General features: G+C 67.5%; 21 protein-coding genes and 1 pseudogene. 10 read left to right on the top strand and 12 right to left on the bottom strand.

Annotated features, from left to right (window positions below):
* Positions 1-147: 147 nt before the first annotated feature.
* Together GEM_RS27965 and GEM_RS27960 are read right to left on the bottom strand one after the other, a co-directional pair.
* On the bottom strand, positions 148-1,278 hold the full coding sequence (locus tag GEM_RS27965; RefSeq protein ID WP_014900794.1) for a 3-deoxy-7-phosphoheptulonate synthase: 1,131 nt from the start codon (positions 1,276-1,278) through the stop codon (positions 148-150).
* Between the two features lie 426 nt (positions 1,279-1,704).
* Entirely contained in the window at positions 1,705-2,415 is a 711-nt protein-coding gene (locus GEM_RS27960; RefSeq protein ID WP_014900793.1) for a YceH family protein, read from the bottom strand.
* Positions 2,416-2,825: 410 nt separating this feature from the next.
* On the opposite strand from GEM_RS27960, the gene GEM_RS27955 reads away from it, so the two are divergent.
* Both GEM_RS27955 and hutC read left to right on the top strand, forming a co-directional pair.
* Positions 2,826-3,590 (top strand): SDR family oxidoreductase, encoded by a 765-nt coding sequence (locus GEM_RS27955; protein ID WP_014900792.1) that lies wholly within the window; start codon positions 2,826-2,828, stop codon positions 3,588-3,590.
* A gap of 44 nt (positions 3,591-3,634) precedes the next feature.
* On the top strand, positions 3,635-4,372 hold the full coding sequence (gene hutC / locus GEM_RS27950) for a histidine utilization repressor (protein ID WP_014900791.1): 738 nt from the start codon (positions 3,635-3,637) through the stop codon (positions 4,370-4,372).
* 100 nt (positions 4,373-4,472) lie between these two features.
* Here the strand turns inward: hutC and GEM_RS27945 are convergent, their stop codons facing one another.
* Together GEM_RS27945 and GEM_RS27940 are read right to left on the bottom strand one after the other, a co-directional pair.
* On the bottom strand, positions 4,473-5,321 hold the full coding sequence (locus GEM_RS27945; RefSeq protein WP_014900790.1) for a phytanoyl-CoA dioxygenase family protein: 849 nt from the start codon (positions 5,319-5,321) through the stop codon (positions 4,473-4,475).
* 39 nt (positions 5,322-5,360) lie between these two features.
* Complete coding sequence (locus tag GEM_RS27940) at positions 5,361-6,164, bottom strand: ABC transporter substrate-binding protein (protein ID WP_014900789.1); 804 nt, start codon at positions 6,162-6,164, stop codon at positions 5,361-5,363.
* Between the two features lie 489 nt (positions 6,165-6,653).
* On the opposite strand from GEM_RS27940, the gene GEM_RS27935 reads away from it, so the two are divergent.
* Together GEM_RS27935 and GEM_RS27930 are read left to right on the top strand one after the other, a co-directional pair.
* Positions 6,654-7,133 (top strand): helix-turn-helix domain-containing protein, encoded by a 480-nt coding sequence (locus GEM_RS27935; protein WP_014900788.1) that lies wholly within the window; start codon positions 6,654-6,656, stop codon positions 7,131-7,133.
* 128 nt (positions 7,134-7,261) lie between these two features.
* Positions 7,262-7,819 (top strand): nucleotidyl transferase AbiEii/AbiGii toxin family protein, encoded by a 558-nt coding sequence (locus GEM_RS27930; RefSeq protein WP_334311444.1) that lies wholly within the window; start codon positions 7,262-7,264, stop codon positions 7,817-7,819.
* Position 7,820: 1 nt separating this feature from the next.
* Here GEM_RS27930 and GEM_RS27925 read toward each other — a convergent pair whose 3' ends face one another.
* On the bottom strand, positions 7,821-8,495 hold the full coding sequence (locus GEM_RS27925; RefSeq protein WP_014900786.1) for an ankyrin repeat domain-containing protein: 675 nt from the start codon (positions 8,493-8,495) through the stop codon (positions 7,821-7,823).
* A 137-nt stretch (positions 8,496-8,632) separates the two neighbouring features.
* Between GEM_RS27925 and GEM_RS27920 the strand changes: the two genes are divergently transcribed.
* The gene (locus GEM_RS27920) at positions 8,633-9,496 is read left to right on the top strand and encodes a LysR family transcriptional regulator (protein ID WP_014900785.1); all 864 of its coding nucleotides are present in this window, start codon (positions 8,633-8,635) and stop codon (positions 9,494-9,496) included.
* A 61-nt stretch (positions 9,497-9,557) separates the two neighbouring features.
* On the opposite strand, the gene GEM_RS27915 is transcribed toward GEM_RS27920, so the two are convergent.
* From GEM_RS27915 to GEM_RS27905, 3 genes are all read right to left on the bottom strand, one after another.
* The gene (locus GEM_RS27915; RefSeq protein ID WP_014900784.1) at positions 9,558-10,037 is read right to left on the bottom strand and encodes a nuclear transport factor 2 family protein; all 480 of its coding nucleotides are present in this window, start codon (positions 10,035-10,037) and stop codon (positions 9,558-9,560) included.
* A gap of 61 nt (positions 10,038-10,098) precedes the next feature.
* Positions 10,099-11,283, bottom strand: a complete 1,185-nt coding sequence (locus tag GEM_RS27910; protein WP_014900783.1) for an amidohydrolase family protein — start codon at positions 11,281-11,283, stop codon at positions 10,099-10,101.
* 72 nt (positions 11,284-11,355) lie between these two features.
* The gene (locus GEM_RS27905) at positions 11,356-12,555 is read right to left on the bottom strand and encodes an amidohydrolase family protein (RefSeq protein WP_014900782.1); all 1,200 of its coding nucleotides are present in this window, start codon (positions 12,553-12,555) and stop codon (positions 11,356-11,358) included.
* Between the two features lie 427 nt (positions 12,556-12,982).
* On the opposite strand from GEM_RS27905, the gene GEM_RS27900 reads away from it, so the two are divergent.
* Positions 12,983-13,597: a glycine zipper 2TM domain-containing protein gene (locus tag GEM_RS27900; protein WP_014900781.1), complete on the top strand. Its 615-nt coding sequence runs from the start codon at positions 12,983-12,985 to the stop codon at positions 13,595-13,597.
* 275 nt (positions 13,598-13,872) lie between these two features.
* Here GEM_RS27900 and GEM_RS27895 read toward each other — a convergent pair whose 3' ends face one another.
* The 3 genes from GEM_RS27895 to GEM_RS27885 all read right to left on the bottom strand — a co-directional run bounded on the left by GEM_RS27895 (position 13,873) and on the right by GEM_RS27885 (position 17,003).
* Positions 13,873-15,264 (bottom strand): amino acid permease, encoded by a 1,392-nt coding sequence (locus tag GEM_RS27895; RefSeq protein WP_014900780.1) that lies wholly within the window; start codon positions 15,262-15,264, stop codon positions 13,873-13,875.
* A 103-nt stretch (positions 15,265-15,367) separates the two neighbouring features.
* A complete protein-coding gene (locus GEM_RS27890) occupies positions 15,368-16,618 on the bottom strand; it encodes an NAD(P)/FAD-dependent oxidoreductase (protein WP_014900779.1) in 1,251 nt (416 codons plus the stop codon).
* A gap of 31 nt (positions 16,619-16,649) precedes the next feature.
* Complete coding sequence (locus tag GEM_RS27885) at positions 16,650-17,003, bottom strand: RidA family protein (protein ID WP_014900778.1); 354 nt, start codon at positions 17,001-17,003, stop codon at positions 16,650-16,652.
* 270 nt (positions 17,004-17,273) lie between these two features.
* Here GEM_RS27885 and GEM_RS27880 point away from each other — a divergent pair, with 270 nt between their 5' ends.
* The 3 genes from GEM_RS27880 (at position 17,274) to GEM_RS27875 (ending at position 18,965) form a co-directional block, all read left to right on the top strand.
* Complete coding sequence (locus tag GEM_RS27880) at positions 17,274-17,912, top strand: helix-turn-helix domain-containing protein (protein ID WP_014900777.1); 639 nt, start codon at positions 17,274-17,276, stop codon at positions 17,910-17,912.
* 295 nt (positions 17,913-18,207) lie between these two features.
* Complete coding sequence (locus GEM_RS32405; RefSeq protein ID WP_014900776.1) at positions 18,208-18,333, top strand: hypothetical protein; 126 nt, start codon at positions 18,208-18,210, stop codon at positions 18,331-18,333.
* Positions 18,334-18,458: 125 nt separating this feature from the next.
* Positions 18,459-18,965 carry a GNAT family N-acetyltransferase gene (locus tag GEM_RS27875; RefSeq protein WP_014900775.1) on the top strand — a complete coding sequence of 169 codons (507 nt, stop codon included), beginning with the start codon at positions 18,459-18,461 and terminating at the stop codon, positions 18,963-18,965.
* 65 nt (positions 18,966-19,030) lie between these two features.
* Here GEM_RS27875 and GEM_RS27870 read toward each other — a convergent pair.
* Positions 19,031-19,372: pseudogene (locus GEM_RS27870) on the bottom strand (endopolygalacturonase); the annotation flags it as partial.
* Between the two features lie 411 nt (positions 19,373-19,783).
* Between GEM_RS27870 and GEM_RS27865 the strand changes: the two are divergent.
* Entirely contained in the window at positions 19,784-21,142 is a 1,359-nt protein-coding gene (locus tag GEM_RS27865) for an aspartate aminotransferase family protein (protein WP_014900773.1), read from the top strand.
* Positions 21,143-21,224: the final 82 nt, after the last annotated feature.

The following is a 21,224-nucleotide window of genomic DNA, read 5'->3' as shown; positions in this document are numbered from 1 at the left end:
AGATCAATGGCCGTGCGGATAGGCGGTGCGCGCGACATGGAAAAGCACACCGCCGGTACATGTCGATCAGGACAACATGGCAGATGAGCAACCGGTCTTCGCCGACGCATCAAGCAACACGGCGGGCGCTACCCCGCCGCCACCGGATCATGCGTTGCGTGAATAGACGCGCCGATGCCGCACCGCCTCCGCCAGCACGTCCAGCACCGGTTCCGTCTGCGTCCAGCTCAGGCACGCATCCGTAATCGACACGCCGTACTGCAACGGCACGCCCGGCTTCAGATCCTGACGCCCGGCCTCGAGATGGCTCTCGACCATCACGCCGACGATCCGGTGCTCGCCCTGCGACAGCTGCCGCGCGAGATCCTGCGCAACCTCGATCTGCCGTTCATGCGACTTGTTCGAATTCGCATGCGAGCAATCGACCATCACCTGCTCGCGCAACCCGCTCTTGCGCAGCACCGCGCAGCTCGCCTCGACGTGCTCGGCGTCGTAGTTCGGCCCGTTCTTGCCGCCGCGCAGGATCACGTGCGCGTCGTCGTTGCCGCGGGTCTCGAAGATCGCGGCCATCCCCATCTTCGTCATCCCCATGAACGCATGGCTCGCGCGTGCTGCGACGATCGCGTCCGACGCGACCTGCACGCCGCCGTCGGTGCCGTTCTTGAAGCCGATCGGGCAGCTCAGCCCCGACGCGAGCTGACGATGGCTCTGGCTCTCGGTCGTGCGCGCGCCGATCGCGCCCCATGCAATCAGGTCCGCGATGTACTGCGGGCTCAGCAGGTCGAGGAATTCGGTCGACGCCGGCAGGCCGAGCGCGTTGATGTCGAGCAGCAGTTGCCGCGCAGCGCGCAGCCCTTCGTTGATGCGGAAGCTGCCGTCCAGGCGCGGATCGTTGATGTAGCCTTTCCAGCCGACCGTCGTGCGCGGCTTCTCGAAGTACACGCGCATCGTGATCAGCAGGTCGTCCTTCAGCGCATCGGCGGCGGCCTTCAGGCGGCGGGCGTACTCGAGCGCCTGGTCATGGTCGTGGATCGAGCACGGGCCGACGACGAGCAGCAGCCGGTCGTCGCGACCGTGCAGGATGTCGCCGATCGCGCGGCGCGTGTCCTCGACGAGCGTCTGCGTGGCGGCCGGCACCGGCAGTTCGTCCTGCAGCAGCGCGGGCGAAATCAGCGGACGCACGGCGCCAATGCGGACGTCGTCGATGCGCGTGGTGTCCTGCGTCGCGTCGGCACTGCCTACCTCGCGATCGTGGGAAGGATTGTCGAGGTTCTGCATGGGGATTCTCCGGGGGACGTCTGGAATGATGGGCAAGCTCGATTATGGCACTCGCGCAAGGCGCCAGCGAGGCGCGGCGGGCGGGATGCGACATCGAAGACGGCGATTCCGCTGCTGTTCAAGCACGAGGAACACGAAGCACTCGCGGAAGGCCGGCCGTACCAGTTCACGACGACGTGGCGGGAAATGGTCGACGGCAAGATCAACGGTGAATACGAGATGATGAGCCAGGGTGCGATCGTCTATTCGATGACGTACACCAATGCGCGCACCGGCAAGAAGACCGATTTCGCGTGGGCGCAGGAGGTCGATGCGTCCGCGAAAACGGGGTGCCGCTGGCAAGGCGGATCGGGCAGTGTCGCGGAGAGGGTCGATCAACCGGCGCGCCCGCGTGCGCGCCGGTGTGGTGATGCCTCGGGCCGTCTGTCAGCCCGCGTCGCCCGGTGCGTCGACGTCGATGCCGAGTTCGGTCGCCATCCGCTGAACGAGTGCGTTCAGCCGCGCCACTTCCTCCGAAAGCCGCTTCTGCTCGGCCTTCAGCGCCTCGAACTCGGACGGCGGAACGGAATCCGCGCCGCCACCCGCATCCGCACCGGCGAAGTCGGCGATGTTCACCTCGCCGCACATCAGGTGCATCCAGCGGTTCTCGCGCGCACCGGGCGCGCGCGGCAACCGGACGACGAGCGGCTGCGTACGCGCCGCGAGTTCGTCGAGGAATGCCTCGACCGACGAGATGTCCGCGAAGCCGTGCAAGCGTGCGCTGTTCAGGCGCAGTTCGGCGGCCGTCTGCGGGCCGCGCAGCAGCAGGATCGTCAGCAGCGCGATCGCCTGGCTCGGGATGCAGAGCACGCGGTTCACGTTGTGCTCGAAACGCGGCACGCGGCTGCTGCTGCCCTCCATCACGAGGCTCAGGTGCTTGAGCCCGTCGAGCGCGGTCGTGACTTCGTCGTCGCTGACGTTCATCACCGGCAAGCGCGCGGTTTTCTGGTTGCAGCCCGAGGTCAGCGCATTCAGCGACAGCGGATAGGTGTCCGGCACCGTATGCTGCTTCTCGACGAGCACCCCGAGAATGCGGGCCTCGAGGGGCGTGAGTTCGCGCAGGGCGCGTGGCGTGGGCATGTCCGGCGTGGTGTTCATGGTAGCGTCGCAGCGTGCAGCAGGTGAAGGGAAACGGTCGCGGCCCGTCCGGCGTCGCGATCGGGCGAGCCATATGATAGCTCGCGTCATGAGGCATGGCGCCGCTCGCCGCGACGGCGCGCGGACTTGCCGCAGCCGGCTTTCGTCCAACGTATCGGCCGCAGGGCGTCGCGCCGGGATGCACGCACGCGGCGCCGCCGCTTCATGCTCCGCGCACACGCCCGGCATCGCCCCGTTGTTTGCGCGGCGCGCATGCCGGCGCTACGATACGCGTTCACCCGGCACGCGGCGCCGCGCGTGAGCACCTTCGCACGCAACGCCGACACCGCGCATCGCCCGTCCCGCACGCCGCGCCGCCGCACATGCGCGCCGCTCGCCAGCCCCATTCACCCCGTCACTCGTTCACCGCCATGACCGCATCCTCTTCCGCGCCGCACGTGCGCGCCATCGTCACCGGACACACGCGCGGCCTCGGCGCGTCGCTCGCCGAACAACTGCTGCTGGAAGGCATCGCCGTGCTCGGCGTCTCGCGCAGCCGCCATCCGTCGCTCGCATCGCACGCCGGCGACCGTTTCGCCGAAGCCGAACTCGACTTGTCCGACGCATCGGCCGTCGCGACCTGGCTGGCCGGCGACACGCTGCGCAGCTTCGTCGACGGCGCGTCGATCGTGCTGCTGTTCAACAACGCGGGCATCGTCGATCCGATCGGCCCGCTCGCAGCACAGGACCCGGCAATCGTCGCGCGTGCGGTCGGCCTGAACGTCGCGGCGCCGCTGATGCTGTCGGCCGCACTCGCACAAGCGGCATCCGCGACGACCGAATGCCGGATCCTGCACGTGTCGAGCGGTGCGGCGCGCAACGCGTACGCGGGCTGGAGCGTCTACTGCGCGACCAAGGCCGCGCTCGACCATCACGCCCGCGCCGTCGCGCTCGATGCGAGCCGCGCGCTGCGGATCTGCAGCGTCGCGCCGGGCGTCGTCGATACGGGCATGCAGGCGACGATCCGCTCGACCAGCGAAGAGAACTTCCCGCTGCGCGAGAAATTCGACGAGCTGAAGGCAAGCGGCGCGCTCTCGACGCCCGAGGCGGCCGCGCGGCAGCTCATCGGTTATGCGCTGAGCGACGCGTTCGGTTCGGTGCCGACGACCGACGTTCGCGAACTGCCCGCGGCCTGATCCGGGATAGAATTTCGCGGTTGCCTTTCCCCAAGGATCCCCCGATGGTCACAAAGGCCACCGCACCGTTCCAGCAGATCAAGACGCTCGTTCGCCAGAATGTCGATTCGGGCGACTGGCGCCCCGGGGACCGCATTCCGTCCGAGCTCGATCTCGCCGCGCAGTTCGGCGTCGCGCGCATGACGGTCAACCGCGCGCTGCGCGAGCTGACCGAGGAAGGCGTGCTGAAGCGCATCGCGGGCGTCGGCACCTTCGTCGCCGAAGTGAAGCCGCAGTCGAACCTGCTGATGATCGCGCACATCCGCGACGAAATCCGCGCGCGCGGGCACGAGTACCGCTGCCGCGTGCTCAGCCAGTCGCGCGAGCCCGCGTCGTTCGACGTCGCGGCCGCGTTCGGGCTGGCGGTCAACACGCCGGTCTTTCATGTGGTGTGCGTGCACGAGGAAAACGGCCGCCCGATCCAGCTCGAGGACCGCTACGTGAACCCGGTCGCCGCACCGGAATTCATCGATCAGGATTTCCAGGCCGAGCCGCCGTCCGAGTATCTGTTCAACAACGTGTCGCACTACGAACTGGAAATCGAGCACGTCGTCGACGCGTCGCTGCCGACGGGCGAACAAGCGCGGCTGCTCGACATGCGCGCCGACGAGCCGTGCCTCACGCTCACGCGCCGCACCTGGACGAACGGGCTGCCGGTCACGTTCGTGCACTTCCTGCATCCGGGCAACCGCTACCGGCTCGGCTCGCGCTTCAAGCCGGGCGCCGGACGTCACCAGACCTGACCGCTCGCCGACGCTTGCAAACGACCACGCGCGGCGGCCGCTTCATCGAGAAGCGGCCGGCGCGCGCGTGAAGTCGCAGGATATCGTTGTTCTGCGACGCTCAAAGCGCCCCGACCTGCCCCGCGCCGCGCGACCACACGACCGGAAACAGCGGATGTTCGAGCGGCGCGCCGTCCGGCAGTTGATCTGCCAGCCCCGGGAAGTCAGGCGACGTCTTCCAGCGGCGCGGCGCGTGACGGACGTCGTCGCCGACGAAGCGGATCGAAAACGCGCGCCGGCGGTTCTGCGTGCCGCCCGACGCATGCAAGGTCAGCATCCGGAAGCACACCATGTCGCCCGGCTCGAGCGCCCAATGGCGGATCGGGAACGCCGAACGGTCGGCTTCGATGTCGGGCAGGTCGGCGAGGCTGCCTTCCGGGAACCACTTCGCCTCCTTGTCCATGAACGTGCGCGGCATCAGCCACGGCCCCTGGTGCGAACCCGCGACGAATTCCAGCGTCGATTCGAGCGGCACCGGATCGACCGGAATCCACATGCTCACGTTGTCGTCGCCTTCGATGTTGTAGTACGGCTGGTCCTGATGCCACGGCGTGCGCTGCCGCGTGCCGGGCTCCTTCACGAGCAGGTGGTCGTGATGCAGCCGCACCGTCTGCGTGCCCATCAGCGCGGCGGCCACCGATGGCGCAGGCGACCGCCCGATGAAGTCACGGTACGCGTCGTTGTGCTGCCAGTTGCAGAAGTCCTCGAAGAACCAGCCCGGATCGTCGGGCCGGCTCGCGACCTTCGCACGTTCGCTCGGCTGTGCGAGGTTGGCGTCGATGCCGGCGCGCAGCGCGGCCACTTCGTCGGGCGAGAAGATGCCCTTGATGCATACGGCGCCTTCGTCACGGAAGGCGGCGATCAGTTCGGGCGTCACGGCTTTCGCGACGCGGTCCTGGATACTCGTCATGGGTTGCCTGTCGATTGAGTAAATCACGTGGTCATGGGTTCACGGTGCGGAGGTCAATTGCTGCTTCGCGCCGTAGATGTCGAAGTCGAAGTATTTCGCGGCGATCTTCTGGTATTTGCCGTTCGCACGGATCGCGACGATCGCGTCGTTCAGCCGCTTCTTCATGTCGGCATCGCCCTTGCGCACGCCCATCGCGACGCCGTAGCCGGTGATGCGCACGTCGGTCACATCGGGGCCCGCGAACGCGTAGCCCTTGCCGCGCGGCGTCTTCAGGAACGAATAACCGGCCTGCGTCTTGTCCTGGAAAGTCGCATCGAGGCGGCCGTTCACCAGATCCTGATACACCTGGTCCTGGTTCTGGTACGACACGATCGTCACGCCCTTGGTCGCCCATTCGGCCTTCGCGTACGCCTCCTGCGTGGTGCCCTGGTCGATCCCGATGCGCTTGCCGGCGAGCGACGCCGCGGTGGGCAGCAGCTTCGAGCCGGCCGGCGCGACGAGCGCGCCCGGCGACGCATACAGCTTGTTCGAGAAGTCGATCTGCTTGAGCCGCTCGTCGGTGGCCGTCATCGCGGACATGATCACGTCGAACTTGCGCGCGCGCAGCGCCGGAATCATTCCGTCGAAGCCCTGCTCGACCCACACGCATTTCGCATGCAGTTCCTCGCAGATCGCATTGCGCAGGTCGATGTCGAAGCCGGCGAGCGAGCCGTCGGGCTGCTTCGCCTCGAACGGCGGATAGGTGGGATCGATGCCCCAGCGGATCGTCGACGCGTCCTGCGCGAACGATACGAGCGGCGCGAACGCCAGCGCGGTAACGAGGAGCTTTGCAGTGCGGTTCATGGCTTGTCCTTGTGGTCTCGACGTGGCGGAAGAGCGCCGGGCGTCCGTTGGGGGGCGTCGCGCCGGCATGCCCGGCGCGGTACGCGAAAGACTGGGACTTCGATGAAACTGCGATGCAGTCTAGACCGCTCAATTTTTGAGCGCAAGCGGGGGAAATGGAGGGGGAACGGATTGGGGGGAGTTGGAGGGAGAAATCAGGGCAAAACGATGGGTTGACGGTCGGAGAATGACCATCAGCGCAGGATTTTCGTTAAATTTCGAGTGTTTACCCGGCGTGATGCTTGGCTGCCACAGAACGAGTTTTTGCGGATATCCGTCCGGATGAATTGTCTATACAACGCGGCCGACCATCGCCGTTCCAGAGACTTGACCGCCTGTAAAGTCCATGCACCCTATACTGCGCTCGCAACCATGCGTGGCGACGCGTATCGTCGAAATGTAAGATATACCTTACATTCACGCGCGATGCGCCTGCACCGGGAGGTCAACATGCAACTCCGTGAAATCGGACAGGCCGTTGCAAAACGGAGGGCCGAACTCGACCTCACGCAGGCCCAGCTTGCAAAACTCGCAGGCTTGTCTCGCCTCACGGTCAACCAGCTGGAAACCGGCAAGGTCAAGGATCTCGGAATCAACAAGCTGATCCCGTTGCTCAGCGTGCTCGGCATCGAACTCCTGGCTCAGCCGCGACAGGCCCAAAGCGGTCTCTACAAGGCTGTTGTGAGTTCAAACGTCAGCTATAAGGGCGAATTGACCGAGCGGCTGCTGGCCGACGCATTGACCACGGGACGGATTCCTGCAGGATACGAATCGCAGATTTCAGTCATCCTCGACGAGGTGCCTCTGCCGGTGGTGGTGAAGGCCGCCGAGGAAGCCGCTGAACGCTCCGGCACGCCGCTTCGCGCCATCTGGAAAAACCTTGCCGCATGGTCGAAGGCGCTTCATCTGTACCGGGAGGTATGGGCATGATTGCACCAGCTGCTTTGCCCGACGGCACGTAGCAGGGCCTTTTCCGTCAGGCGCTGACGCTAATCGACGAAATACGGACGCACGGCACGTCCCGTCCGTTCTGGACATTCGGCGGCGGCACCGTCCTCATGCTGCGTCACGGACATCGCATGAGCAAGGACGTCGACATCTTCGTTCCCGACCCGCAGTATCTCGGGTACGTGAACCCACGCATCAGCGACGCCGCATCCGACATCACGAACGAGTACGAGGAACACGCCGGTTTCGTGAAATTGCTGTTGCCCGACGGCGAAATCGACTTCGTCGTTTCACGAAACCTGATGTCCCCCGGTTATGACGAATGGACGCTGATGGGCCAGGTCGTCAAGGTCGAGACTTCAGCGGAAATTGTGGCCAAGAAAATGTGGCACCGCGGAGATCGCCCCACCGCGCGAGACCTGTTCGATCTGTGCCTGGTCATCGAGCGAGAACCGGAGAGTCTGATCGAGGCAAGCGCATTTCTCGTTCGCCATCGCGACACCTTCCTCCATCTGCTCGACGAACGTCGTGCGTTCGTTCAGTCGCGCTTCGACGATATCTCGACACTCGGCTACACGCCGTCGTTCGACTATTGCGTAAATCTGGCCGGCGAGTTCCTCCGACAACTTCCCGACACCAGTACCGTGCGCAAATCGCGTCCCCGCTGACCTACCGCCCTCCCGCCGCCACCAGAACCCGCTCGATCTCCGCATACCCGCGGCTGCGCGCATGCCGCAGCGGCGTCTCGCCGTTCGAATCGGCCAGGTTCACGTTCGCCTTCGCGTCGACCAGCAACTGCACGATCCGCACATAGCGTGCGCTGCCGTCGCCGAGCATGATCGCCTCCAGCAGCGCAGTCCAGCCGAGCCGGTTCACGTGGTCGACATTCACGCCCGCGTCGATCAGCGTGCGCACCGTGTCGACGTGCCCGCGCTCGGCCGCCGGAATCAGCGCCGTGCCGCGATAGCGGTTCGTGCTGCGCAGGTCGGCGCCGTGCGCGAGCGTCATCTTCAGGATGTCGAGATGACCGCGCGCGCCCGCATACAGATACGGGCTGTCCTGGATCGCATCCTTCGCGTTGACGTCCGCGCCCGCGTCGATCAGCACGCGCGCCGCCTCCGCGTGATCGCCTTGCGTCGCGAGCAGCAGCGCCGTGCGGTCCTGCCCGTCGCGCGAATCGATCTGCGCGCCGCGCTCCAGCAGCGTGCGGACCTCGCCCGCATCGCCGCGATCGGCCGCGCTGCGCAGCCGCTCCTCGAGCGCGCCGCCGTCGGCGGCCGCGACGGCCGACGTGAGCGTCGTCATCGCAAACGAGCCGATGATTGCGAGTCGTTTGAAAAACATCCGGTGTCCTCCATGCAGGTGCGCCCGCACAGTCGCGCCGGGTCCGGCGAAACCGCGATTGCCCGCGGGCTCAGGCCATGTTAAAAGTCGTCGCACGTATTTGGAAATGAAATGTTCGAATCCAAAAAAGTGCAGAAATGAATAGACCTTTGTTCGACCTCGACCTGCTGCGCGCGCTCGTGATGGTCGCCGATTGCGGCAGCTTCACGACAGCGTCCGCGCGCCTGCATTCGACCCAGTCGACGGTCAGCCAGAAGGTGCGGCGGCTCGAGGAGATCGCGGGGCATCGCCTGCTCGACCGCGGCACGCGCGACGTGCGGCCGACCGACGCCGGCGTGACGGTGCTCAGCTACGCGCGGCGCATGATCGCGCTGAACGACGAGATGCTGGAAGCGCTGTCGGGCGCAACCGTCGCGCTGACAATCCGGCTCGGGGTACCCGACGATTTCGCGGCGGGCCGCACGACCCACGCGCTCGCCGCGTTCAAGCGCGATCATCCGCAGGTGAAGCTCGAGGTAATGTGTGGGCTGAGCCGCGACATCTGCGCGGCCTACGATCGCGGCGAGCTCGATCTCGTGCTGATCAAGCAGCGCCGCGACAGCCGCGAGGCCGTGGTGCGCTGGCCGGAGAAGCTGCGCTGGATCGACAGCGCACTGCATCCGACGATCGAGCTCGACCCGGTGCCGATCGTCGTGTTTCCGCCGCGCGGGCTCTATCGCGACGACATGATCAAGGCGATCGAGGAACGCGGCCGCCGCTGGCGGATCAGCTTCACGACCTCGAGCCTGAGCGGCATCCAGGCGGCCGTCGCGGACGGGCTCGGCATCAGCGTGCTGCCCGCGCGCGTGGTGACCGACGAGCATGTGGTACTCACCGAGGAGCACGGCTTCGCGCCGATCGAGAACATGGACATCGCGATCCTGCATCGGCCGACGGCCGATCCGATGGTCAGCGAACTGACGAAAGCGCTCGCTTCGATGCTGGAGCACGAGCAGGAGTAAGCGCGGCGCGATGCGGATTGGGTTCGGCCGAAAGGCGACGTCACCGAAAAGCCGATGCCCGTCAGAACATCGTGTTCCCGTTCGCGGCCTGCTCCGGCACCGGCTGGTTCACGTCCCAGTGCTCGACGATCTTGCCGTGCTCCAGCCGGAAGATGTCCATGATCGCGCTGCCGCGCGTGCCGGGCTCGCGCACCGCGTGCACGTGCAGGATCACGTAGTCGCCGTCGACGAACGAGCGCTTGATCTCGCTGTGCGACTGCGGATATTTGTCGCGCAGGAACGCGCCGAACTTGCGGAAGCCGTCGCGGCCGTCGGCCGCGTTCGGGTTGTGCTCCACGTAGCGGTCGCCGACATACGCGAGCGCGGCATCCGCATCCTTCTCGTTCAGCCCTGTTTCGTAGAACGCGAGCACCGTGCGGCGATTCGCTTCCTGCTGCGCGGCGTCCGGGCCGGCCGCCATCGCATGCGCGGCCGTCACCGCGAACGTCGCCGAGGCCATCCATCGTGCGGCCCGTGCCGCCATCATGCGTGTGCGTCGCATCGTCGTCTCCCCGGAGATCCGGCTTAAGGAAGCCCGATCATACCCGGGGGCGACGCGCCGCTCAGACCAGCACGCCGTCGCGCGCGACGATCTTCCCCGACGACACGACGAGCCGCCGCGTCGGTCGCGCGACGACGGCCTCGGCGAACGTCAGCGCATCGACGAGCACCACGTCCGCGCGCTTGCCCGCCTCCAGACCGTAGTCGGCGAAGCCGCAACCGCGCGCCGCGCTGTGCGTCACGCAGTCGAGCGCGACTTCGAGCGCGTCGTCGCGACGGAAATCGTTGCGCATGCCGATCAGCATCGCGCGTTCGAGCATGTCGGGCGAACCATACGGTGTCCACGTGTCGCGCACGCCGTCGTTGCCGCCGATCACGGTCACGCCGGCCGCACGGCAGGCGACCACCGACGGCACCGGCACCGCGGCCGGGGCGGTCGTGACGATCGCGACGCCGAGTTCGGCCATCCGCGCGAGCAGCGCATCGCGCTCGCGGTCGGCGATATCGCCGAGACAAAAGCCGTGGCTGATCGTGACCTTGCCCTGCATGCCGAGCGCGGCCGTGCGCTGCAGGATGAGATCGAGCGAGTACGCGCCCATCGACCCACGCTCGTGCAGATGCAGGTCGAGCCCGCGGCCGTGGCGCTCGGCGATTCCGAACAGCACGTCCACCGCCTCGACCGGGTCGCCTTCGATCGCGCACGGGTCGAGCCCGCCGAGCAGGTCGGCGCCCGCGCCCAGCGCGTCGGACAGCAGCGCGGCGGTGCCGGGCCGCTTGAGCACGCCCGATTGCGGAAACGCGACGATCTGGATTTCCACCTGGCCGCGCAGCGTCTCGCGCGTCGCGAGCACGCCGCGCAGATGCCGCAGCCCGGCCTCGGTGTCGACGTCGACGTGCGTGCGGATGCGCGTCGTGCCGGCCGCGAGGAACGCGCGCGACAACGCGAGCGATGCGGCACCAGCGTCATGGCCGCTGGTCGCGCGATAGTTGCGCTCGTTCTCGATGCGGTCGACGAGACGCGGCCCCACCGCGTTGCGATACCACGGCATCCCCCAGTGGGTCTTGTCGAGGTGCGTATGGCCTTCGACGAGGCCGGGCAGCGCGAGCGCGTGCGCGCCGTCCTCGATCGCGCAGCCGGCGGGCGCGTCGAGCGACGGGCCGACGCGCGCGATGCGCTCGCCTTCGATCAGGATGTCGAGCGCTTCGTCGGCGTGCGTGCGGACGTTGCGGATCAGCAGGTTCGTCATGTCGGTTCCGGTTTGGTCGGTCAGTCAGTGCAAAACCGTCGCGATGCACGCACCGCGACGGCGATCAGGTCGTTAGCGCGTGAAACGCAGCGCCGGCGCGAACGGTGCACCGGTATCGCTTTCGCCGTGGCGGAACACCCAGCGCTCGGCCGGCACGCCGGCGACGGCCGCCGCCGCATTCGGCGCGCGCACCGCGACGAAGCTCGCGTCGCAGCCGACGGCGATGCCGTAGTTGTCCCGGCCGAGCGCGCGCGCGCCGGCGTGCGTCGCCATGTCGAGCGCGATGCCGAGCGCTGCGTCGGTGTAAAAGCCCGAGCGGTAGCCGACCATCATCGCGCGCTGCAGCATGTCGCCGTTGCCGTACGGCCACCATGCGTCGCGGATGTTGTCGTTGCCGGCAAACACGTGCACGCCCGCGTCGCGCAGCTGCTGCACCGGCGGGAATGCGCAGTCGCCCGGCGCGTTGGTCAGGATCGACACGCCGGCATCGGCGAGTGCCGCGGCCGCACGCTCGACGTCGCCATGGCCGACCTGGCCGAGCGCATACGCGTGGCTCACGTTCACGCGGCCGCCGAGGCCCGCCGCGCGCGTGCGCGCCGCGATCCGCAGCAGTTGCGCGATGCCGGTCTCACCCGGTTCGTGCAGGTGGATGTCGATCTTCGCACCGCGTTTCTCGGCGATGCCGAACACGATGTCGAGCTGGCCGTCGGCGTCGCCGTCGAGCGTCGTCGGGTCGATCCCGCCGACCACGTCCGCGCCTTCGAGGATGGCCGCATCGAGGATCGCGGCGGTGCCCGGGCACGTCACCACGCCGGCCTGCGGAAACGCGACCAGCTCGATGTCGACGATCCCGCGCCATTGTTCGCGCGCGGCCATCACGGCCTGCAGGTTCGACAGGCCCGTCGTCGCATCGACGTCGACGTGGCTGCGCATCGCGATCGTGCCGAACGCGGCGGCCTGCTCGATCAGCGCATTCGCGCGCTCGACGATCGGCGGCGCGGCCGCGAGCTGGCGCTTCTCGACCGCGAGCCGCTCGCGCAGCGAGCCGACCGGCTCGTGCGGCACCCAGCGGTCGCCGACGAAGCTCTTGTCGAGATGGATATGGCCGTCGACGAAGCCGGGCAGCACGACGCGCCCGCCCAGGTCGATCGTTTCCGCGCCGGGCGCGGCGGTGCAATCGGCACCGACGCCGACGAAGCGGCCGTCATGGACGACGAGGTTGATGGGCTGGCCGCCGGCATCGACGGCGTTGGTGAAGAAACGATCGGTCATGACTCGGAATGGTGGGGCGGTCGCTGCGCGACGCCGGCGCGGACAAGGGCGGGAACCGCGGCCGGCACGGCGCGACCGTTGGCAGGGAATGCGGTCACGATATCGGACGGGGCGGCCAGTGGCCAATTAAATGTCGCGATGCCGTGCATTCGATTTCGCGATGTTCGGGCGGGCGCCCGCCGGGCCTGGCGGGGAGATGGGGGGCGATCACTGGAAAGCTGGCCGCGTGGCCGATAACGGCGTATCGGCGCGGTCGCGATCGAGCGCGCCGCATTGCCGCCCCCGGCCGCGAGTTGCGCGGCAACAGACTTTACACGTTGTTACCCGGCCGCACCGGACGCGCACGCGCCCATTCCTTATACTCACGCCGAGTTCGCCACCCGTCCCGGAATTCGTCGGCGAACACGTTGCCGATGCAGGAAACATCATGATGCGCATGCCATCCACGAAGACCGTTCTGTTCGCCTCGCTCGTCGCCGTGGCGGCGCTTCCGCTGACCGCCTGTGTCGCGCCGGGTTACTACGGCGCGCAACCGGGCTATCCGCAGCAGCAATACGCGACGCCCGGCTATGCACAGCCCGCGTATTCGCAACCCGGCTACGTGCAGCCGCAGCAGCCGGCGTATCCGAACCAGGCGCCGCAGTACGATCAATACGGCAACCAGCAGTCGTACGGCGGCCAGTACGGCAACGGCTACGGCACGCAATACGGCACCGTCGCGAACATCCAGCCGGTCAACGGCTCGGTCGGCACGTCGGGCGTCGCCGGCACCGTCGTCGGTGCGCTGGTCGGCGGGCTGGTGGGGAATCAGTTCGGCCGCGGTCACGGCCGCGATGCGGCCACCGTGATCGGCGCGCTCGGCGGCGCCGTCGCCGGCAACCAGATCGGTCAGCAGATGGGCGCGGCCCAACCGCCGAGCAGCTACCGGATCGACGTGCAGGTCAGCGACGGCTCGACGCGCTCGTTCGACGTGCAGTCGCCGGGCGACCTGCGCCCGGGCGATCGCGTGCAGATCAACGGCAATCAGCTGTCGCGGTATTGATGCGGCGCGCGTGCGCCTGACTTGATCGGGCGCATCGCGCGTCTTTCACACATCACTCGCGCGCCTCTCACGCGTCTCCCACACGTTTCGCGCGCTTGATCGCGTGCGCCGGTCCGGCGCGATGGCCGGCGCGCATCACAGCCTTTGCCTGCTTCGCGTCGACGCGGCACACCTGCCACACACGACGCTTCGACAACACTTCCGCGCCTCATCCACGCCGGCGTTCATCTCATCGGGCACAACACGTATTCGCCCGCATCGACGGCGCCGGACACTCACACGTGCTCGACACCCAGCGCGACACGCGTCGACTGCGCCGCCGCCTGCAGATGCCGCGACCGCCGGTAGACGATCGCCATCACCGCCATCACCGCCGCGCCGGCATACAGCGACCCGCGCGTCGACGGATCGACGCCGAGCATCACGAACACGAACGCGACGAACACCAGACAGATCCACGATGTCACCGGTGCACCCGGCAGCCGGAACGCCACCGTCTCGCCGCGCGCGGCAATCACGCGCCGGAACCGCATGTGGGTCAGCACGATCATCGCCCAGATCACGGCCACGTCGAACGACAGGAACGACATCAGCCAGCCGAACACGCGCGCCGGAATCACGTAGTTCAGCAGCACGCCGACCGACATGAACAGCACGGTCGCCCGCACTGCGCGCGACGGCGACCCGCTCGCGCTGAGCGCCGCGAACGCCGCGGGCGCGAGGCCGTTCCCGGCCATGCTCGACAACATGCGCGCGCCGCTGAACACGATGCAGTTGAAGCTCGACAGCGCGGCCGTCAGGACGACGAAGTTGACGACGCCGGCCGCCTGCCGCAGCCCGAGCGATTCGAACGTGGTGACGAACGGGCTGCCGTGGTCGCCGAGACCGTTCCACGGATACAGCGCCATGATGATGAACAGCGCGCCCACGTAGAAGATCAGGATCCGCCACAGCACCGAGTTGATCGCGCGCGGGATCATCTTCTGCGGCTCGCGCGCCTCGCCGGCCGTGAGGCCAATCATCTCGACGCCCGCGAACGAATACGCGACGATCGGCAACGCGCTCACGACACCGAGCACGCCGTGCGGAAACACGCCGCCGTGGCGCCACAGGTTCGACAGGCCGACCGGCTCGCCGTGATGGCCGATCCCCGTGAACACGATCAGCGCGCCGCCCGCGATCATCAGCACGATCGTCACGACCTTCACGATCGCGAACCAGAACTCCAGCTCGCCGTACACCTTCACGTTGAGCAGGTTGAAGCCCGAGATCGCGGCGATCGCCGCCACGACCCACAGCCACTGCGGCACGTCCGGAAACCAGAAGCCCATATAGATGCCGATCGCGGTGGTCTCCGCGACGCCGACGCCGACCATCAGCAGCCAGTAGCTCCAGCCGACCACGTAGCCGGCGAACGGCCCGAGGTATTCGAACGCATACGCGCCGAACGAGCCGGACACCGGCCGGTGCACGGCCATCTCGCCGAGTGCGCGCATGATCAGGAAGATCATCCCGCCACCAATCAGGTACGCGAGCAGCGCGCCGGGCCCGGCCGCCTTGATCGCGGAGGCCGAGCCGAGGAACAGGCCGACGCCGATGGCCATTCCGAGCGCCATGAACGAGATCTGGCGCGCACCAAGCTCGCGCCGCATCGTGTGCTGTTGCATGTTGTCTCCAGTCGTGGAACGTCGCGGCGCGCCGGATCGGACGGCCGCTGGGGAGGCACCCGGCATCGTGTGCCGGGCGCCCTTGCATCGCGCGGCGCCGGATTCAGCGGCCGTGCAGAAAGCGTTCGACGCGGAATGGCGTCGGGTCGACGAACGGGCGCACGCCGGTCATCAGGTCGGCGATCAGCCGGCCGGTCACCGGGCCGAGCGTGAAGCCGTGATGCGCATGCCCGAACGCGAACCACAGATCGCGGTGACGCGGCGCAGCGCCGATCACCGGTAGCATGTCGGGCGTGCACGGCCGGCGGCCGAGCCATGGCACGCCGTCGACGCGCGCACCGAGCGGGAACAGCTCGCGCGCGACCGGCTCGACGGCGGCGAGCTGCGTCGGGGTCGGCGGCGTGTCGCGATAGCCGAGCTCGACGCCGGTCGTCAGGCGGATACCGCGCGTCATCGGCGTGATCAGGAAGCCGCTGTCGGCATCGAGCACCGGCCGGTTCAGCCGCGCGCCGGGCTGCGCCGCGTAGTGCATGTGATAGCCGCGCTTGACCGCGAGCGGCAGCGTGTAGCCGAGCCGTTCGCACAGCAGGTCCGACCACGGACCGAGCGCGACGACCGCCGCGCGCGCATCGAGCGGGCCGTGTTCGGTGTCGACGCGCCAGCCGTTCGCGGCCGACAGCGTCAGCGCGTCGCCGGTCACGACGCGGCCGCCGAGCTGCTCGAAGTGCCGCGCATAGGCGGTCACCAGCCCGTTCGGATCGCTGATTGAATCGGAAGCCGTGTAGCGCAGCGCGCCGATCAGCGCACGGCTCAGGTTCGGCTCCGCGTCGCGCAGCGCGGCAGCGTCGAGCGGGTCGAAGGTCACGCCGTATTCGCCGCGCCAGCGCTCGGCGGCGCGCATTTCGGCATCGCGCGTCGCGGCGCTGCGAAACACCTTGAGCCAGCCGCCTTCGCGCAGCAGCGCGCCGGCGCCGGCCGCGTCGATCAGCGCGCGGTGCTCGGTCACGCAATGTTCGATCAGCGGCGCATACGCGCGCGCGATCTCGGCGTGCCGCACCGGGTGCGAATTGCGCCAGTAGCGATACAGGAACGGGATCAGCTTCGGCAGCGCCGCCGGGTGATAGCGCACGTCCGGCGAGCGGTTGCACGCGTACTTCAGCAGCGTGCCGAAGCCGCGCGGAAACGCATACGGATACACGCCTTCGCGCTGGATCAGCCCGGCATTGCCGAACGACGTTTCATTGCCGGGCGCCTTGCGATCCACGAGCGCGACCGACAGGCCGCGTTGCTGCAGGTGAACGGCGATGGACACGCCGATCATGCCGCCGCCCAGGACGAGCGTATCGAACTTCATCGGAAACTCCTCGGGGCGTGCGGCGCGAACGTCACGCGAGCGCGGTGACGGCGATCTCGACGTCGAGACCGGGCTTCATCAGCAGCGCCTGCACGCATGCGCGGGTCGGCGCGTGACCGGCCGGCACCCACGCATCCCACACCGCATTGAACGCGTCGAAGTGCGCGGCATCGCTGAGCCACACGTTGGCCGTCAGCACGCGCGTCTTGTCGACGCCGGCCGATGCGAGCAGCGCGTCGATGCGCGTCAGGATTTCAGCCGCCTGCACGGCGATCGGTGCGCCCGCCGTGTCGGGCACCTGGCCGGCCAGATGGACGAAGCCGTTGGCGATCACGACCTGGCTCATGCGCGGGCCGGTTTGCAGACGTTTGATTTCAGCGGACATCGATGAACCTCTTTGCGAGGCCAGCCGCGACGGATGACGTCCGGCCGGGTCAATAACGGAAATGACTGGAACGTCGCCCTGTGGACGAGCGCGAATCGGGCCGCGCATGGGGGCCGCCGCGAGTTTCGCGCCGTCCGATGCTAGAGTGGCCGTCACGCTCGCCGTTGGCGATTTCGACGAAAATTATCATATACGAGAAAATTTATTCTCGTATACGATAAAACCCGTATTCACGCCGCGCGCGCGTCGCGCCCGTTTGCCCGCTTTCGCATGCCCAAATCCACCGCCCCCGTTCCGCCGTCCACCGACGACGCCCCGCCGCAGCTCGACCACCAGACGGTCGGCGCGCGGCTGCGCGACGCACGCAAGTCGCGCGGCCTGACGCTCGCGCAGCTGTCCGAGCGCTCCGGTATCGCGGTCTCGACGATTTCGAAGGCCGAGCGCGGCGACATTGCGCTGACCTACGACAAGTTCGCGGCGCTCACGCATGCACTCGCACTCGACTTCGACACGATATTCGGGCGGCCCGCGCCGGCCGGCGCGATGACGCCATCGTTCACGCCGGCCGGCCAGCAGATGGTCTACGACACGCCGAACTACGCGTACGGGATGCTCGCAAACGACCTGACCGGCAAGCGGATGGTGCCGGTGCGCGGGCGCATCCATGCGCGCAAGCTGTCCGACTTCGCCGACTACATCCGGCACACCGGCGAGGAATTCGTGTTCGTGCTGAGCGGCGAGCTGGAGCTGCGCTTCGAGAACGGCACCGCGTACCGGCTCGGCACCGGCGACAGCCTGTATTTCGATAGCGCGATCGGGCATGTCTATCTGAGCCTCGGCGACACGGACGCCGAGGTGCTCGTGTGCTGCGTCGACGGCGCCGCGCGGCGGCCGCGGGACGCGATCTGACCGCACGCGGCGCGATTCCTGACCAGCCATCGGCACGCGCGATGCGAACGCGGGCGGCTGCGCGTGTCCCGGTTGGCGGGTCATGCAAGGCGCCCGCGGTTCACGCGGATCTCGATCCGACGAGTGAACCGACACATTCGATATTCGACTGACAACCCATCGCGCCTCACCCAATCCATAGATCGAGCTAGCCACGACGTTCAACCAGGTCACGCTTTCGTTCAACGCGGCACTGGGGGGACTGGGCGTCACGTTGGGCTGGGATTTCATGGCCGGTCGATTCGTCGAGTCCGGCATGCTGAAGCGCATCGGAGAATTCGCCTACGACACGGGGCGCTGGGATTTCCTGGTGCACGCGAAGTACCGTCCGCTTTCCGCACATGCGCGCACGTTCCGCGACTGGTTGCTGGCGGCCGTGTGATCGCGCGGCCGCGGCTGTCTGAAACCTGGCAGCACGCGTGACCGAATCCGATTAGCATTGACTTGCGCTACCGCACACCGCGCCGCGCATGCCGGCGCCCGTCCCATCAACGACTACCTCAACCGATGATCACGATCCGCCTGCTCGACGCCGCCGATGCGGCGCAGTTCCAGTCCGTGCGCCTGCGTGCGGTCGACACGTCACCGACCTCGTTCCTGCCGACCCGCGACGAAGAAGCCGGCGTCTCCGTCGACGAATTCGCGACGCGCATCACCTCCACCCATGAGCGCGCCGTGTTCGGCGCGTTCGACGGCGAGTCGCTCGTCGGTATCACGGGCGTGCGCCGCGATGCGCGCGCCAAGGTCGCGCACAAGGCGACGATCTGGGGCGTGTTCGTCGACCCGGCGTTTCGCGGGCGCGGCATCGCGCAATCGCTGCTCGACAGCGCGACCGCGCACGCATCGCAAACGTGGCAGTGCCAGCAACTGATGCTGTGCGTGAACGAGATCAACGGCACCGCCGAACGGCTGTACGCGTCGCAAGGGTTCGTCCGGTTCGGCACGGAGCCACGCTCGCTGCTCGTCGACGGCCGCTTCTACGACGAACACCACATGGTCAAGACGCTCACGTAACGCGTTCACATTCGCGTTCGCGTGCATCGACCGACCGCACGCGAACACCCCACCGCCCGGTTACATCACCGCTTGTCGGTGATCGTCGTGTTGACCGCCTGCCCGGCGATCGTCACGTTGGTCTGCGTCATCACGCTTACGTTGAACGCATAGATCGGCCCTGGCGTCGTGACCGTCGGCGTGCCCGACGCAACGGGCGTGCCGAAGTCGCAGTTGCTGATCGTCATGCCGGCGATCGGCTGCACGGCGGGCGTCGGCGGCGTGCCGTTGTAGTCGAACGCGACCGGCCCCTGCGCGACGATCGCCTGGAAGCACGACGCGGTCACGCCGTTCAGCATCACGTTGCTCGCCTTCACGTCCGAGATCGTCACGTTCTGCACGACCGGCGGCCGCGTGCGCACCGCGTCCAGCCGATGAAGTCGCGGCGCGACACCCGCTGCGGCGAAGGCGATCGAACAGGCGAAGACGAACGGCGACGGTTGGCGGCCATGGGCACTCCTTCAGTAGTTTGGGTATCGATGCGCCGGCCGGCGGATCGCCACTTATACGTCGTCGCATCACATAGAACATGTCTAGACGCGATCGCCGTCGGGCAAGCATTTGTCACTTACCCGGTTTTTCCGGAATGGTCAGCGCATATGTGTGCACACACTCACTTTTCGCTCACCGATAAAAGACATATGTTGTCGTATCTTTATGCGCACAAACTTCACGTCTAACGGATACACGGTCGAGCCCGAATCGACCGCGCGCCTGGAATATGACAAGCTCGGGGAGGCATCAGCCGTCCATTCAAAACCCATCCGAGGAGCATCTAATTGCAGACCCGCCACGGAGTCGACCTCATCCGCGCCCGCGCGCTGTTCGATCGCGAGCGCCGTGCCTTCACCGAAGCCATGCCGACCTCCCGCGCGTTGTCCGCGGAAGCGTCCGAGCACCTGCTGTTCGGTGTGCCGTTGCACTGGATGCAGGACTGGTCGACGCCGTTCTCGCTGGTCGTGAAGGAGGCGCGCGGTGCGACGTTCACCGACGTCGACGGTCACCTCTATGCGGACTTCTGCCTCGGCGACACTGGCGCGATGTTCGGCCATGCGCCCGAGCCGGTCGCGCGCGCACTCGCCGAACAGGCGACGCGCGGCTACACGACGATGCTGCCGAGCGAGGACGCCACATGGGTATCGCGCGAGCTCGCGCGGCGCTTCCGGCTGCCGATCTGGCAGTTCGCGCTGAGCGCGAGCGACGCGAACCGCTTCGTGCTGCGCTGGGCGCGCGCGGCCACCGGCCGCAAGACGATCGTCGTGTTCAACGGCTGTTATCACGGCACGGTCGACGACGTGTTCGTCGATCTCGTCGACGGCCGCCCGGTGCAGCGCGACAGCCTGCTCGGGCAGTCCTATGACCTGCTCGCGAACACCCGCGTGGTCGAATTCAACGATCTGGACGCGCTCGAAGCGGCGCTGAAGGACGGCGACGTCGCGTGCGTGCTGGCCGAGCCCGCGATGACGAACATCGGGATGGTGCTCCCCGAGCCGGGCTTCTGGGAGGCGGCGCGCGAACTGACGCGCCGCTACGGCACGCTGCTCGTGATCGACGAAACCCACACGATCAGCAGCGGCCCGGGCGGCTACGCAGCCGCGCACGGTCTCGAACCGGACGCGCTGGTGGTCGGCAAGCCGATCGCCGGCGGCGTGCCGTGCGCGGTGTACGGCTTCAGCGCCGACTTCGCGGCGCGCGCGAAGCAGGCGAAGCTGAATGCGCCGCCCGGCCATTCCGGGATCGGCACGACGCTCACCGCGAACATGCTGGCGATGCATGCGATGCGTGCGACGCTCGCCGAAGTCGCGACCGATGCCGCGTATGCGCACATGTTCGAACTGGCCGCGCGGCTCGCGACCGGGCTCGAACGGGCAATCGCGAAACATGGGCTGCCGTGGTGCGTGACGCGCATCGGCGCGCGCACCGAGTTCCAGTTCACGCACACGCCGCCGCGCAACGGCACGATCGCGGGCGAACAGCTCGATAGCGAACTCGAGCACATCGTGCATCTGTATTTGCTGAATCGCGGCGTGCTGATCACGCCGTTCCACAACATGATGCTCGTGTGTCCGCAGACGACGGCCGACGACGTCGACACGCTCGTCGCGCAATTCGACGCATGCCTGGGCGAATTGGCGTGATGTGATCCCGCGGCGCGCCCGGCTCGCCTGCATCGGCCGACCGGACGCATGCTCGGCGCTACTTCAGCAGATCCGTCGGATC

Origin of the sequence: Burkholderia cepacia GG4 (genome assembly GCF_000292915.1) — a bacterium.
Taxonomy (GTDB): Bacteria; Pseudomonadota; Gammaproteobacteria; order Burkholderiales; family Burkholderiaceae; genus Burkholderia; species Burkholderia cepacia_D.
This window is presented reverse-complemented; position numbering and strand designations above follow the sequence as displayed.